The following is a 15010-nucleotide window of genomic DNA, read 5'->3' as shown; positions in this document are numbered from 1 at the left end:
AGAAATAACGCACATAAGCACAGACGTGCGGTTCAGCACCCAGACAAGAGCGTTTGAAATCTCAAACGAATCCTAGGGCCGATGGGGGGGAAGGACAATAGGCTGTTCGAAAAAAAGAACGAAAAACCTGAATTTGCCTGCTTTTTCTGATCAGCGTAGCCCATGCCCGCCTATGCTTATGAAAACACCGGCAAATCAGCAGCATGGACGCCCGCATTGCATATGAGTATCATGGCGCCCGCGTCGCACCAGTAGCTCAGCTGGATAGAGTACTGCCCTCCGAAGGCAGGGGTCGTGGGTTCGAATCCCGCCTGGTGCACCATCTGCAGAATCAAAAGCCCCAGTCCTTACGGATTGGGGCTTTTTTTGTGGCAAGCCCTCCAGGACCTGTAAGGGGAAAATTCAGCCAATAAAAAACCCTGAGCAGTATCAGCACCGAAGCGCATCAACCGACAGGGGCTGTGTTGCTAATGCAATAGGGAAAGGGCCCTCCCCGTGAAACCCGTCATTGGCAGGTATCAGTGGTCGAGATCGACCTCAAGTTGCTCAGGGGCTGGCTCAACATCACCTAATGACTTCACTACAAGCCCGCACTTCTGAGCCTTGGAATAAAGCCCCGCATCATGAGTCCACACTTCATCAGCGTTGGTTGCGAGAGCAGTAGCAATAATCTGGCGATCAAAGCGTAACTTGGCTTTCGTTGCTGCCGGATCGAGCACCTTCAGTTCACTGTCATCGACCATACGGGCACATTCGACCGCAGCGATCTGATCAAACGATACGATCTCGAAACACGAGAAGCCGTTTATGACATCGAGGTGGCTCTGATGAAAATTCCGATCAATGCCGACCAGATACTCAGCCAATGCAGGTGTTGGAATCAGCACCGTCCCGCCTCTTGAATCGACTAATTCGATTAGGGCCTCAGCCCTAGCCTCCGGCCTATCAATATTGTGACCAGTGGCGGGATCAACCAAGACTATACCGTCCTTTGCATTTCCCAAGGCTTGGACGAGAACGTTGGTATCGAGAACTATACGCACCTCATCCCCTTAGGTCCTGAATCGTTCCATGAGGATCATCCATCTCGCTCCAGGTGATCCCACCGAGCTCTTTGAGCTGGGTAACCGCACTACGCAAGGAGGTTTTTTCAAGTTTCTCGTAGGATTGAATGAACATTTTTCGCAGTCGCCAGCCACCATGCGGCCGACTTTCCCACTCACCTTTTCCATGGACGCGGACGTACTTGAACAACAGCTTGCCCAGTTGTTCAGCCAATGCTGTATCGGCTTCGCAAAGAAGAGTTTCGCCGCCAGCGCCCTCAAGCCGAACAGGAACGGTCTCGTCTTTCCCTCCTACCACATAAAGGCGGCCTTGGACGCTACCCTGCTTGATGACAATCATGGGAGGCGGAGCGGCCTTGGCTTTTGGAAACTGAAGAATGTTCGCATCCGCAGCTTGCAAGACACCATCCACTCGATCTTGCTCCATCAGTGCAGATAGCTGCAGGTAAGCTTTTCGTGCGCGCTTGGGGCCAACTCCCTGAGCGGCCTCCCGCACCCGGTTCAAGACGTGGGGATACTTCTCATCCTCCACCCACGTATTCAGGCAAACACAGCCTTCAGTGACAGAGTCAAAATGAACATTATCTTGCGAGCCGAAAAGCTCAGCGAGCTCACACAGATAATCCGTCAAGCGAGCCATTGAGAGCTTGCCTGGGTCGGTTCCGTCGAGTTCGAGCATCAGCTTTTTCATGCTGGCGAGTATAGTTCCGCTCATGTGATCCTGCTATGCCTGCATTTGTAACCCACTCCCAAGTGTCGACCGCCTGGCAAGTGCCCCTTCAGCTTTTTAGGATCAGTAATGTTCCAATACCCGGCCTTATGACCGGGAGTTTTTTGTATGCGTTGGTTCCGCTCAACGCTTGCGCAACGCCTCCAACCGCGCCGGCAAGTCCTCCTCGGGAAAGCGCTGATGCAGCGCCAGCAGCTTTTCATCAGCAGCCTTGTCCTCACCCGCCTCGCGCAAGCGCAGGATTTCCAGCAGTTCCTGCTCCAGCGACGGCCGTGCAGCGGGCACGCGTTTGCTCATTTTCGCCGCAGGCTTTTCCGCCTGGGCCTGGTCAGCGCTTGCCGGGGCTTGAGCGATTTCGCCCTGGGGTGCTGCCATGCGAGCTATCGGCGCGGGAGCGGACATGGCGGGCGGCGGTGCGGCGGCGACTGCGGACTCCTGTCGATTGGCGGAAAACTCCATCGGAGCTGGCGCAGACAGGTCGCTCTGAGGTACTGGCAAGCGAACCACCAGACCGATCATCAACGCGACACCGGCAATCGTGGCGAATGCCATCTGCCAACGCGGCCGTTGGCAGGCCTGTAGCCAGCGCTTCCACAGACTGGGGGTAGGCGTCGGGGCTTCGCGACGGGCGGCAGCCAGGATGAAAGCGTCCAGGGACACGGGCGGTTCGCCGCTGGTGTGTTGGCGAAAATGCTCGATCAGCATTTCGTCATCGGGGTCCGGGGTGTGTTTGGAATCAATCATGCGGGTACCTCCTCGGCCAGCAGTCGATGCAATTTCTGCTGGGCGTAACGCAAGCGGCTTTTTACCGTTTCCAGCGGGGCGCCGGTCAGGGCGGCGATCTGCGGCAGCTCCAGGTCGCCGTGCAGTCGCAGCAGGAAGACTTCGCGCTGGTCTTCGGGCAAGGCTTGCAACGCGGCGTCCAGGCGGGCCTGATCGCGACTCAGGCTCAACTGCTGTTCGGGGTTGCTGGTGTCGTCGGGCTGGACATGAACCTGTTCGTCGTAACTGTCGTGCAGCGGGTTGCGGACACCGTGTTTGCGCCAGTGATCAATCAAGCGGTTGCGGGCAATCTGGAACAACCATGTACGAAAACTCGCCCGGCCTTGTGGCTGGGTAGTGCTGCGGATCAGGCTGAGCCAAGTGTCCTGGAAGACTTCCTCGGCCAGTTCGGCTTTGTTGCTCAAGGACACCAGAAAACGATATAGCCCCTGTCGATGGCGGGCGTACAGGACTTCAAAACACGCCCCGTCGCCATCGCGGTAGCGGGCCAGCAGCGATTCGTCGCTGGGACAATCATGCGGAGCGGGCATGTCGGTGACGAACTCCTTTGCGGTTAACACAGTTCTGGCAGGCGACAAGAGAATACCGTGGGAGCGAGCCTGCTCGCGATTGCGTCGGATCAGTCAATGATGATCGTGATCGATCCACCGCTATCGCGAGCAGGCTCGCTCCCACATTTGATCCTCGTCGTGGTCAGGATCAGCGCTCAAGGCTCTGCGCGAGTTCCACTAACTGGACAAATTCGGCACGCAGCCCAAACGGATCATCACCCCGGGCGGAACGGGCCAATTGCGCGGTGTCCTTCAAGCTCATCGTCCCAGTGTAGCGGCCATCCCCCTTGAGCTGTTGGGCGAAGGCGGCCACAGCGGCCGAGAAGCGCAAGTCGTCGCTGGCCTTGTCATTTTTTTGCGTGCTGGCGACAGGATGCTCGATCAATCGACTGCTCCCGCCTTCAACGGGCTTGTAGCGCACGCGTAGCATCGCCAACTCACCTGACTTGCCGTCCAGCTTAGGTGTGCTCGCATAACGCAACGGTTCCAGCCAGCCCTGCTCGCCTTTCGGAACAATTTCATACAACGCGGTCACCGTGTGTCCGGCGCCGATTTCGCCCGCATCAACCTTGTCGTTGTTGAAATCCTCACGCTTGAGCGCGCGGTTCTCATACCCCAACAGCCGATACTCACTGACCTGAGCGGGGTTGAACTCCACCTGCAACTTCACATCCCGCGCCACCACCGCCAGGGTAGAGCTGAGCTGGTCCACCAATACCTTGCGCGCTTCAAGCAAGTTGTCGATGTAGGCGTAGTTGCCGTCACCGGCATCGGCCAATTGCTCCATCAGGTGTTCATTGTAGTTATCCACACCGAAGCCCAGCGTGGTCAGGGATACACCGCTTTTACGCCGGTCCACCGCCATTTGCTTGAGGCTGTCGAAGTCACTGACGCCGACATTGAAGTCACCATCGGTGGCCAGCAGGATGCGGTTGATGCCTTTGTCGATAAAGCTTTCCTGAGCCATCTGATAGGCCAGCTCGATACCCGACGCACCTGCGGTGGAACCGCCGGCGTCCAACTGATCGATGGCGTTGCGGATCTTGACCTTGTCGCGGCCCGAGGTCGGCTTGAGCACCACTCGGGATTCGCCGGCGTACACCACCAGAGACACCCGGTCCTGCTCGCGCAATTGCTCCACCAATAACTTCAGGGTGCTCTTGACCAGCGGCAGGCCCTCGCGTCGGTCCATGGAGCCGGAAACATCCACCAAAAACACCAGGTTGGCCGGCGCCAGGTCCGCCACGGCGCGATCGCTCGCCTTGATGCCGATACGCAACAGGCGCGTGTGAGGGTTCCATGGCGACGGGGCTACTTCAGTGGTCACGCCGAAGGGAGATCCGTCGGTGGGCAAGGCATAGTCGTAAGGGAAATAGTTGACCATTTCCTCCAGTCGCACGGCGCCTTCGGGCGGCAGGCTACCTTGATTGAGGAAACGTCGCACATTGGCGTAGCTGCCGGTATCGACATCGACGCTGAAGGTCGAGACCGGCGTTTGGGCAACACTATGAATAGGATTGTCCTGCAGTTTTTCATACTGCTCGCGGGGCTCGGCGCGGTAATCCCCCGCGACAGCATCGGTCCTCACCCTTGGCGAGGGCATCGAAGCCGGGGCGGCCATGCGCTTGACCAGAGGCTCGCGCACGTTAGCAACTTCGCTTTGCCGCACCGGGGCGGGGGACGCAGACGGTGGTTCGGCCGGCGTGGCAGCCTCCCGGGACGAAGACAACCCACAACCGGCCAATGCCACCAGCAAGGTCACGGCGAAGCCCTGGGCAGCAGGACGTAGGAATGAAGGAGGACAGGACATGGGTTGAACCTCGTGAATGAATGATCCGTTCACAGGGTCAGACGCGAGGCACTCGTGGTTCGGGTTAACGACCACGAGATTTTTAATATGCGAGCATGCCTAACGGGACGGAATGGCCCGTAGGTCGTCGGCGATAAAGCGGCTCAGTTGGCCGGTGTAAAAGCCTTCGACATCCGAGTTACCTCTGTTGGTCAGAGCGCCCACCATGCTTCTCATGTTCTGAAATTGCCCGATCGCGCCGCCCGGCATCAGCCCCTGACGGGCCTGGGCAAAGTGCAAAACCTCGGCGCCGGCCTTCTTCACCTTGACCTGATAGCTGAAATCGACACTGGCGAGGAACGTGCCATCGGCAACGATTTTGCTCATGAAGCCGCCTTGGGTGTCTTGAATACGTCGCGCGTAGACGCTGTTGACGTCCAGCAGATAGTCGGCAGCTTCCTTGCTGGAGGCATAGCGATTGTCCTCGAGCAGGCGGCCGATCAGGTCGGTGTGCAATTGCTCACGGACCTTTTCGTCAGGCAAAAAGCGATCGTTCTTGCCTACGACTTCAACGTCGAAAGTGTCGATCCAGAAGGTGGCGGTCTTGGGAATCGTTACCGGAGTGGCGGAGACATAGTAATCGGGTTTGGAGGCACAGCCCGCCATAAGGCAGAGGGCCAGGAATATGGCAAAAACTCGCATGTCTGAATTCGTCCCTGAAAGGTAGTGGCATAGTGGCATAGTGGCAGCGGCATTCTACGGAGTTTGGACGGGTTCTCAAGTTTTGGCGGCAGCGGATGGCGACAAAACCCCGGCCGTTGCAGACCGGGGCGATTTTATGGGTGCGGTTTCCGGATAACAGTTGCAGACCAGCGTCACTCCCCCGCCATCTCTACCACCGTCTTCCCTTGCCCACGCCCCTGCGCTACTTGCGCAAACGCCTCATTCACGTCTCCCAGGCCAAACCGATGTGGGTCTACCTTGATGCGCAGTACCCCGGCCTCAACCAAAGCCGCCGCTTCGCGCAATATCCGACCATGGTGCTCGCGCCCCTTGCCGGTCAGCAACGGCATCAAGGTAAACACCCCGGAATAACTCGCCCCCTTGAACGACAACGGTGCCAGGCTGTGTTGTCCCCAGCCCAGACAGCTGAGTACGTGGCCGGTATAGGTTTTCACTGCGTTGAAGGACGCATCCAGTGTCGAGCCGCCGACGGTGTCGTAAACGATGTCGAAACCTTCGCCATCGGTGTGCAGGCCCACATAACTGTCAGTGTCTTGCGCCCGGTAGTCGATAGGGGTCGCGCCCAGTTCACGGATGAAATCCAGGCTGGTGGCCGAGCCGGTGGCATAGACCTCGGCGCCGCGGGCCTTGGCAATTTGCACGGCCATTTGACCGACGCCGCCCGCGCCGCCGTGGATCAGCACTTGTTGGCCGGCCCGAACATTTGCCCGGTCTACCAACCCTTCCCAGGCGGTGATGAAGACCAATGGCAAGGCTGCCGCTTCGCGCATGCTCAACGAACCGGGCTTGAGCGCAATCAGGTGAGCATCGACGGCAATGTATTCGGCCAGCGCACCCTGGGCGCCGCCGATGCCGCCGGCCATGCCGAACACGTCATCGCCGGGGGCGAAATCGTGCACGCCCTCTCCCAGCTCAACGACTGTTCCGGCCAGATCGATGCCCAGTACGGCGGGCAGCGGCTGGCGGGCATGAGCGCCGCCACCTGCCGCGATCTTGGTATCCAGAGGATTGATCCCTGCGGCGTGAACCCTGATCAATACCTGTCCTTTGCCGGGAACAGGCCGGGGGATGTGGCGAACGACCAGCGGAGCCTGAGCGGTTTGGGCAATGGCGGCGAACATGGTGTTGTTCATGACGGTAAACCTCCAATGAGTGGGTAATTACATGTTGCGGCCGTCGACGCATTCCGATAAGTAAGCAACTATGGATAGGATTTATTCCAACCAGAGGCCAAATCCAGATGGATCTATTCGACGCGATGCAGATGTTCGTGCGAGTGGTAGAGCGCGGTTCGTTCTCGGCGGTCGCCCGGGAGCTGAACCTGGGTCAACCAGCGGTCAGCAAGCAGATCCGCGCGCTGGAACAACACCTTGGCGGTGCGTTGTTTGCCCGCAGTACTCGCCATCTCGCGCTGACCGACCAAGGCCAGCGCTTCTATATCCACAGCAAGGAAATACTCAGCAGCCTCGACACGGCCCGGCTCAGTTTCACCCGTGGCCAGGAGCAGATCGCCGGCCCTTTGCGTGTGGCCGCCCCGGTGAGTTTCGGGCGGCTGTGCATTGCGCCCTTGATGAGGGAGTTTTTGGCGCGCCATCCACAGGTTCACATCGACCTGAAACTGAACGACCAAAATGAAGATGTGCTGAAAGAAAACATCGACGTCGCCATTCGTATCGGCGTGGTGAAAAACGAAGGGCTGGTCGCGGTTTCCCTCGGCGATAGTCCGCGCCGGGTGTATGCCGCTCCCGCCTACCTGCAACAACACGGCACCCCGCTGGAGCCGGCGGATCTTGCCCGCCACAATTGCTTGGGCTTCACGCTGCTGGAGCATTACGACGTTTGGCGTTTCGACCAGCAGGACAAACAGCACCGCGTGACGATCAAGGGTAATGTCACCAGCAACAGCAGCGAGGCAATTCGCGAGATGGTTCTTAGCGGGCTGGGCATTTCGCTTTCACCGCAGTGGTTATTCGCCGCGGATGTTCGCCAGGGAACCGTGTCCAGCCTGCTGGAGGCTTATCAACCCGTAGCGCTGCCCATCAGCGCCGTGTTCAGCCAAGACCGGCGCCGCTCGGCAAGAACTCGCGCCTTTGTGGATTTTCTGCGCGAGCGTCTTTGAGCAGCCGGTTATGCGTAACGAACCTGACTGATATCAATCGCCACCAGCAATTCCCCCTCCACCGCCTGATCGTCCGCATCCCGCCGATACGCCCGGCGCTTGCTGGGCATGCACAGCCCATCGGCCTTGATGTAGTCCTCCACATACTGGGCCGCCGGCAGGCCACCGCTCACGTCCACGGTGTAATCATGCCGGCGCAGCAGATAGTCATCGCCAAAGTAGAAGTCCTGGACCGGGCAGTGAGTGGCGAGGGTGTCCGGGAAGTTCACCCGCAAGCGGCGCCAGACCTGGCCACCTTCCTTCCAGGGTTCCAGCTCCTGGCTGGTGACACCCGGAAAAGTAAACAGGAACGGCATGGTCAGGTAGGACCAGAGCGCATATCCATTGAAGTAGGCACGGTGAAGCGGATCCCACGGAGTGGTTTGCTCGTGCTTGAAGAACGAAGCCCTGGGGTCCGAACGCTCAGCGATCACTTTGCCCTCGGTGGTTTCGATGGCGATGCGATCAGGCGTGAAGGCGGTGCGCTGGTTCAGCGCACCGAACGGCATGACCGAGGCGCGCTGTTCATGCAGCCAGACAGTCATCTGCCGTGGAGCATTGTCTTGCGTTAACCCCTTCATGGCCCACAACGAACCGCCGGTCACAAGGGTGACCTGGACAGTGTTGAAAGTGTTCCAGCGCTCGAGACCGCCGTGGGCAATCAGGACTTGTTCCAGCAGGTCGTGCTTGTGCGCCTTCATGATGGCCGTCCTCCTCGAGTTGGAAACGGGGTCATTCATGAGTGTAGTCGTGCACCTGGGGCAGAGTCCTTACGATTCACAGGCCAACGAGGCCTGCGCGGTCTTCGAATGCCGGGCGGGAAAATACGCCGCCGCAGCCACACCCACCGCGCCCATCACCACGCAATACCCCACGCACACCCATGGGCTCCACGGCACCAGTGCGATCAGCACCAAAGGCGTCACGCTGGCCCACAAGGCATAGGCAATGTTGTAGGTGAACGAGATGCCGGACACGCGGATTTTCGGCGGAAACAGGCTGACCATCACCGATGGCACCGCACCGACCACGCCGCAACCCAGGCCCGCCACAGCGTAGGCCAGGCCCAGCCAGGCGCCGCCGCTGATCAGGCTGGCGTAGAGCACGGCGATGCCCATCGGCAACAGCAGGCTGTAGAGCATGACAGTGCGCCAGGCGCCGATGCGGTCGACGATGAGGCCGGCCAGAACGCAGCCGATGTTCAGGAAGACGATGCCCAGGCTGCTCAAAGCGAACGTGTGACTAGGGGTCATGCCGAAACTTTTTTGCATCACGGTCGGGGTGATGACCACGAACACCACCACGGCGGACGTCAGCACGCAGGTGAGGATGGCGGCGGGCAACAAGGCGTGGCGATGGTCCCGCAGCACAGTGCGTAGCGGCAGTTCCGTCGCGCCTTCGCGCTTGGCTTGCAGGGCCATGAAGATCGGCGTTTCGCTCAGCCAGCGGCGCAGCCAGACGCCGATTACACCGAAGACCCCGCCCAGCAGGAACGGCAAGCGCCAGGCGTAATCGAGAATTTCTGCTGCAGTGAATATCTGCGCCAGCGCCGTGGCGGTCAGGGCGCCCAGCAAATAGCCGAAGGTCAGACCAGCCTGGAGGAAACCCAGCGCGTAGCCGCGATGCCGCAGCGGTGCATGTTCGGCCACGAACACCCAGGCGCTCGGTACTTCGCCGCCCACCGCCGCGCCTTGCAGGATGCGCAGCGCCAGCAGCAACAACGGGGCGAAATAGCCGATTTGCGCGTAAGTCGGCATCACGCCGATAAGCAGACAAGGCAAGGCCATCATCAGGATGCTCAGGCTGAACACCCGCTTGCGCCCCAGGCGATCGGCGAAGTGCGCCATGAGGATGCCGCCCAGGGGTCGTGCCAAGTAGCCGGTGGCGAAAATCCCGAAACTTTGCAACAGGCGTAGCCATTCGGGCATTTGCGGCGGGAAGAACAGTTGGCTGAGCACCAGGGCGAAGAAGACGAAGATGATGAAGTCGTAGATTTCCAGCGCGCCACCCAGGGCGGCGAGGCCCAGGGTTTTGTAGTCGGATCGGCTGAATCGGGCGTCTGGCAGATGAGTTGTGGCAGTCATGGGCAGATTTAAACAAGAAAAGTTTTTGAGAAGGACGGTTCAGGCGTCTTGGCCGTCGTCCATGGGCTGTGCCGGTGGTTGGTCTGGCTCAGCGTCTTCGGCCTCTTCAGCAGGCAGGAAATCCTTGCGGCTCTGGGCGATGGCCCGGCGTATTTCGTCGCCTTTGGTGGGGCAGTTCTTGAGGCGGGCGATGCCGTCGGGTTTCTGCGTCATCGCCATCCTCCGGTATGAATGAACAGGGGCTCGATAGTGCTCGCTTTTGGCGCGTGATGCCAATTTTGTGGTTGAGGGTTGCTGCCCGACCCAGCGGGAGCAAGCTCCCTGGCCACAGGGAGCTGTTGCTTGGGTTAGCGGTGGTAGCGACGCACTACGCTACTGTTGCGCAAGACGTGACCGTTGATTTTTTCCATCAGTTGAGGGCGTGTGAGGCCGGCTGGCAAGGCGTGCGGGGGCAGGTCGAGCGCGTATATCTGAATCAGGTAATGGTGAGCGCTGTCGCCGATAGGTGGGCAAGGGCCTATATAGCCGCGGGTGTTTTTACTGTTGGTGCCGCTTACGCCTTCAAGGGCGGACTGGGTGCCCATGCCGGTCGGAATATGCCGCGTGCTGGCCTTGATGCCGTAATGAACCCAGTGGTCGACGCCCTGGCCTTTCTGGCCGTCCGGGTCGTGCATGACAATGGCGTAGCTGAGGGTGCCGGGCGGGCCAGCTGTCCAGCTCAAGGCCGGGGAAATGTTCTTACCGCCGCAGTTGTTGGCGTCACTGGCGGCCGCCGCGGTGAACAGCCGGTTATCCGACACACCTGGAATGCTGAGGGTGAAACGTTCCTGAGCCTGGGCCGCCCCTTGTGCGCACAGCACGAGGGCGATGGCCGCCAGCCAGGGAGTAAGGGAAGTCGATCGAGTCATACCGGGCACCTTATGCAGATCAGGCCATGGACGGCCTGCGAACTATAGCCGCAGCGCCTGCCAGGTTTCAGTGACAATTACGATGAACTTCGAATCCGCCACATCGATCTGCGTTGACCGTGATTCGCGACATCACCCATCCCCTGTGGGAGCGAGCCTGCTCGCGATGGCGATGGTTCAGTTGGCATCCATGTTGACTGAAATACCGCTATCGCGAGCAGGCTCGCTCCCACATTTTGATTTGTGCTGACCGTACTCTGTGGGAGCGAGCGCGGCGTTTTGAAGGAAATCTCCGAGGAACTGGAAAGCAACAAGATCAACAATCACAGCCTGCGGCAGCGCTTACACCGAGTGATCGACCGGCAGGTGAATCACCCGGGGCCTTTCCAGCGGTGCCAGTGGCGGCGGTTGCAGTTCCGGGCTCAGCAGATGGAAATGCGCCACGACGTGGCTGATATCACCGTCCTGGTTGTTATGGATGATCTTGGAGCCGGGCCGGCGCAACGTGTCCAGACGCGCGTCGGTCAATTTGAAGCTTTCGCTCAAGCTTTGATCGTCCACCACCGGCGCTGGCAGCCGACGCTGGGCGAAGCTGCGGCTTTTGCGCTGCTGATAGCGCGCCCAGGTAATCAGGATCACCGCGTTGACCAAGGCGATCCAGCCATATATCTGCAACGTCCCGAGCGTGTCCATGAGCGAGCCACCGAGGCGCGGGCCTGCCTGGCTGTCAAACAGGGGCCAGAGCCCGTTGACCAACAGATACAACAGCCCCAGCCACGCCAGCACGGTAAAGAGCGCATCGATGACCACCAGAAAAGGTCTTTGTCGGGTCCTGATAATTTTCATCGGATCACTTCCTCTTCTTCGTCATCGAACGGTTTGATGCCGCGATCCGGGCTGACCCAGCGCGCGCGTTTCTGATGCTGCCCGAACAGCACTTTCGGGAAACTCACCAAGGTGGTGAACAGACTGATCAGCCAGAACACCAATGGGTACCACACCACCCAGAACATGATGTGCCACAAACCTTTTTCGTAGCGGCGATCGATCAGGATGCTCACCGCGAACTGCATCAGGCACACCACCGCCAACAGCAACCCGGTGAAGGCCGGTGGCATGAGGTGATCGACCGCGATGGCCGCTGGCATTTCGACGAATTTACCGGCGCCCCAGAAGATCACCGACAGCAGGAACGTGAACGCCCAACCGGTGGACAGGCAATATTCGAACAGCAGCGGCCACAGGTAGCGGTGGCGGTATTGCCAGATGCCGCGGATGTTCTTGAACAGCACTTCGGCCCCGCCCTGGGCCCAGCGCAGGCGCTGCCGCCACAGGCCGCGCAGGGTTTCGGGCATGAGGATCCAGCACAGGGCACGGGGTTCGTAGAAGATACTCCAGTGGTCCAGTTGCAGCTTCCAGCTGATGTCGATGTCTTCGGTGATCATGTCCGGGCTCCAGTAGCCGACCCGGTGCAGGGCCGTACGACGGAAGGCGACGATCACACCGGAGACGGTGAAGATCCGCCCGAAGACGCGCTGGGTACGCTTGATCAAGCCAATGATCGAGGAGAACTCGCCAACCTGCACCCGGCCGATCAAAGTCGAACGAGTACGGATACGCGGATTACCGGTCACTGCACCGAGGCGGGCATTGTCCAGCATCGGTGCCACCAGGTAGGCGCAAGTGTTGGGTGCCAACAGCGCATCACCGTCGATGCACACCAGGTATTCACTGCGCGCCGCGATGGCGCCCATGCGCAGGGCCACCGCCTTGCCCTGGTTTTCCGCCAGATGCAGCACGCGCAGGCGCGGGTCATCAGCCGCCAGTTGGTCGAGCACTTGCGCGGTGTTGTCTTTCGAGCCGTCGTTGATGGCGATGACCTCGATGTTCGGGTAATGCTGGCCCAGCGCGGCGTGTATGGTATCGGCGACGTTGTCGCCCTCGTTGAAGCACGGAATCAGAATGCTGATCAGCGGTTCCCCGGCCAGCGGCGGCGGCAGGGTGTCGTCCTTCCACGGCCAGTGACGCTCCCAGTGCAGCCAGAAATACAGGCCGCCGGCGATCCACAGCCCGGACATGAACAGCGGGTAAAAGAACACGAAGTCCATCAGGAATTGCCCGGTGACCAGGAAGATCAGGCCCAGGGGCACCCCAAGGACGATCGCCAGCACCAGCAGGGCGAGCAGTCTGTCGAGCATGTCAAGGATTCCACTTGTTGGAGAGCGCCGGCCGCACGGTTTTCACAGCGGGCTGGTCTTCGATGAAGTTGTCCGGGTAGTAGCCGAAACTGGTCACGCCTGAACGCTTGAGGCGTCCCATCCATTCGGCCAATTGTTCGCCGTCGATGTCGCTGACCGGTTTGCTGTGCCAGTCACGGGCCTGCAATTCGAACACCGTGCGCTTGAGCGCACCGGGGCGGGCCTTGACGGTCTCCACCAGGCGCTCAAGCCAGGGACCGGATTGCTCGCGGGTCTGCTTTTCCATCAACGGCATGGCCATCGGGGCCGTCCAGTTGTAGGCGCCAAGAAAGTCGTCCAGGTTCTGGGCGAACCAGGCTTCGCTTTCGGGATTGAGCATCGGTTCGGCAAAAATATTGCGCGCTGTCAGCACCTGCGGGCCACGAATCGCGCGGACCTTGGCAGTGAGCTCGTGGGTGAAGTCGATCAGGTAGCGGCTCTTGAAACGAGTCCAGCGCTGCATCGCCGCTGGGTCGTCCCGCAGGGCGGCGATGGACGTCGGCAGGCCGTTGGCGGCATAGACTTTCAGGGCGGCGGGGCCGGCGTCCTCGAAGTCAGAAAACACGGCGTCGTCGTGGTACAGAACGCCGTCCACCGAACTCATCCGTGCCAGGTCTTCGTAGATTTCGCCGATGACCCGCCGCACGCTCGGGTCGAAGGGCGACAAACGTACGTACTGATCCGGGTCCACACCCGTGCGGCCGGTTTCCGGGTCCCAACGTTGTACGCGGGGCAGTTTCGAATCCAGGCCAAAACTGAGCACTGGCATCCAGGCGAAGACCTTGGCGTTGGCCCGGGTTTTCAGTTGCCACGCAACCCGATCGAACAGATCGGCCCGTACCGGCAGATGACGGTTGGGAAAGTACAGCGAATGCACCAGACCATCACCTTTCGGATCGGCAAAGGCTTGCAGGAAAACGGTGTTGGCGCCCAGGTCGTAAATGCGCTGGATCAGCTTGCCGACATTGGCTTCCTGCTGCACAGGATCCGGGTCATAGACGTAATCCAGGTCGACATGGACCACCCGCAACGGGTCCATGGTCTGCACGCCGACGACGCTCTCGGCGAAGTGCGCACCATCCGGATCGGAGGCCACCAGAAAACGCGGGCCACTCATCAGGTTATTGAGGCTGTCCAGACCATCTTCCAGAGTCAGGGCCATTTGGTAGCCTTCGCTGCCAATCACCTGCAAGGCGGTGCCATCGGCGGCACCGTAGGGCCAGACCCACACGCGCGGACTGTAGCCGGTGACCTTGCGGATCTTCTCGGAAATGGCCACCACGTCCTTGCGCTGGCGAGCCTGGAAATCAGCTTCGCTTTCATAGCGACCGGTGGCGGGATCGTAGCGCCGGGTCGTCGCCGCCGGTTGCAGGTTGCCTTGCGGGTTGGCCAGTACCCCTTTGTGATTGGCGTCGGTGTGGGCGGCGATTTCCACCAGGCCCGATTTCGAGACCTCGCGAATTTGCTCCCAGGTCAAAAACTCGGAGCGCTTGCGCGGCACTCCAGCGAAGTCCACCGGCTGGTTCGACGGCGTGTCGATCCAACTACCGACCGGGGCCAATAGCGCCGGCCAGTTATAGGCGCGCAGGATCGGCATGACGCGGGTGTAAAAGCTTGAGTAACCGTCGTCAAAACTCAACAGCACAGCCCGCGGCGGCAGTTCCGGGCCACCGTTGCGAGCGGTGATGATCTGGTCCACGGTGACCGGCTGGTAGTTGTTTTCCCGCAGCCAAGCCAATTGCTCGATCAGGCGTTCGGTACGCACGGCCACGAGCGCCTGGTCGGGGTCGCGGTCCTCCACGTCGTGATAGGCGATGCCGAGCACATGGTTTTTCGGCCACGGGGCGTCGTTGGCCGCCAGCGGGCGCTGTGAGGGCGGTGTGAACGCCGGGGCTTGCTGGGCACAAGCGCTGATCAGCAAGACCCCCAGCAGAAGGATGAATCGCGAAATGACAGGCATCT

15 protein-coding genes and 1 tRNA gene are annotated in these 15010 nt (G+C 60.1%); 2 read left to right on the top strand and 14 right to left on the bottom strand.

Annotated elements, in window-relative coordinates:
- Nucleotides 1-245 precede the first annotated feature (245 nt).
- Nucleotides 246-322, top strand: a tRNA-Arg gene (locus GKKCFE_RS26735).
- 196 nt (nt 323-518) lie between these two features.
- Here GKKCFE_RS26735 and GKKCFE_RS26730 read toward each other — a convergent pair.
- The 7 genes from GKKCFE_RS26730 to GKKCFE_RS26700 form a co-directional block, all read right to left on the bottom strand.
- Nucleotides 519-977 (bottom strand): PIN domain-containing protein, encoded by a 459-nt coding sequence (locus GKKCFE_RS26730; RefSeq protein ID WP_439125355.1) that lies wholly within the window; start codon nt 975-977, stop codon nt 519-521.
- A gap of 67 nt (nt 978-1044) precedes the next feature.
- On the bottom strand, nt 1045-1779 hold the full coding sequence (locus tag GKKCFE_RS26725) for a hypothetical protein (RefSeq protein WP_445577305.1): 735 nt from the start codon (nt 1777-1779) through the stop codon (nt 1045-1047).
- A 138-nt stretch (nt 1780-1917) separates the two neighbouring features.
- Nucleotides 1918-2538: a hypothetical protein gene (locus GKKCFE_RS26720; protein WP_445577304.1), complete on the bottom strand. Its 621-nt coding sequence runs from the start codon at nt 2536-2538 to the stop codon at nt 1918-1920.
- Nucleotides 2535-3107 carry an RNA polymerase sigma factor gene (locus GKKCFE_RS26715; protein WP_047226755.1) on the bottom strand — a complete coding sequence of 191 codons (573 nt, stop codon included), beginning with the start codon at nt 3105-3107 and terminating at the stop codon, nt 2535-2537. Before GKKCFE_RS26715 ends, GKKCFE_RS26720 begins: the two co-directional genes overlap by 4 nt.
- A 169-nt stretch (nt 3108-3276) precedes the next feature.
- On the bottom strand, nt 3277-4938 hold the full coding sequence (locus tag GKKCFE_RS26710) for a vWA domain-containing protein (RefSeq protein ID WP_047226754.1): 1662 nt from the start codon (nt 4936-4938) through the stop codon (nt 3277-3279).
- A gap of 99 nt (nt 4939-5037) precedes the next feature.
- A complete protein-coding gene (locus GKKCFE_RS26705) occupies nt 5038-5619 on the bottom strand; it encodes a hypothetical protein (protein WP_339492579.1) in 582 nt (193 codons plus the stop codon).
- A gap of 173 nt (nt 5620-5792) precedes the next feature.
- A complete protein-coding gene (locus GKKCFE_RS26700) occupies nt 5793-6794 on the bottom strand; it encodes a zinc-dependent alcohol dehydrogenase family protein (RefSeq protein ID WP_445577303.1) in 1002 nt (333 codons plus the stop codon).
- A gap of 107 nt (nt 6795-6901) precedes the next feature.
- Here GKKCFE_RS26700 and GKKCFE_RS26695 point away from each other — a divergent pair, with 107 nt between their 5' ends.
- Nucleotides 6902-7780, top strand: coding sequence for a LysR family transcriptional regulator (locus GKKCFE_RS26695; protein WP_076383114.1), 879 nt, complete (start codon nt 6902-6904; stop codon nt 7778-7780).
- Nucleotides 7781-7788: 8 nt separating this feature from the next.
- On the opposite strand, the gene GKKCFE_RS26690 is transcribed toward GKKCFE_RS26695, so the two are convergent.
- The 7 genes from GKKCFE_RS26690 to pgaB all read right to left on the bottom strand — a co-directional run bounded on the left by GKKCFE_RS26690 (nt 7789) and on the right by pgaB (nt 15008).
- Entirely contained in the window at nt 7789-8520 is a 732-nt protein-coding gene (locus GKKCFE_RS26690; protein ID WP_047230319.1) for a hypothetical protein, read from the bottom strand.
- A gap of 69 nt (nt 8521-8589) precedes the next feature.
- Nucleotides 8590-9903, bottom strand: coding sequence for an MFS transporter (locus tag GKKCFE_RS26685; protein ID WP_139048760.1), 1314 nt, complete (start codon nt 9901-9903; stop codon nt 8590-8592).
- 39 nt (nt 9904-9942) lie between these two features.
- A complete protein-coding gene (locus GKKCFE_RS26680; RefSeq protein ID WP_171061296.1) occupies nt 9943-10116 on the bottom strand; it encodes a hypothetical protein in 174 nt (57 codons plus the stop codon).
- Nucleotides 10117-10250: 134 nt separating this feature from the next.
- Complete coding sequence (locus GKKCFE_RS26675) at nt 10251-10811, bottom strand: YbhB/YbcL family Raf kinase inhibitor-like protein (RefSeq protein ID WP_445577302.1); 561 nt, start codon at nt 10809-10811, stop codon at nt 10251-10253.
- A 342-nt stretch (nt 10812-11153) separates the two neighbouring features.
- A complete protein-coding gene (pgaD, locus tag GKKCFE_RS26670; protein ID WP_047230322.1) occupies nt 11154-11657 on the bottom strand; it encodes a poly-beta-1,6-N-acetyl-D-glucosamine biosynthesis protein PgaD in 504 nt (167 codons plus the stop codon).
- The gene (gene pgaC, locus GKKCFE_RS26665) at nt 11654-13009 is read right to left on the bottom strand and encodes a poly-beta-1,6-N-acetyl-D-glucosamine synthase (RefSeq protein WP_076383117.1); all 1356 of its coding nucleotides are present in this window, start codon (nt 13007-13009) and stop codon (nt 11654-11656) included. Before pgaC ends, pgaD begins: the two co-directional genes overlap by 4 nt.
- Nucleotide 13010: 1 nt before the next feature.
- Nucleotides 13011-15008 carry a poly-beta-1,6-N-acetyl-D-glucosamine N-deacetylase PgaB gene (gene pgaB, locus GKKCFE_RS26660; protein ID WP_160891509.1) on the bottom strand — a complete coding sequence of 666 codons (1998 nt, stop codon included), beginning with the start codon at nt 15006-15008 and terminating at the stop codon, nt 13011-13013.
- Nucleotides 15009-15010 lie beyond the last annotated feature (2 nt).

It is taken from the genome of Pseudomonas sp. E141, assembly GCF_052659885.1.
Note: the sequence above shows the minus strand (reverse complement) of the source record. Positions and strands in the feature narration are given on the sequence as shown.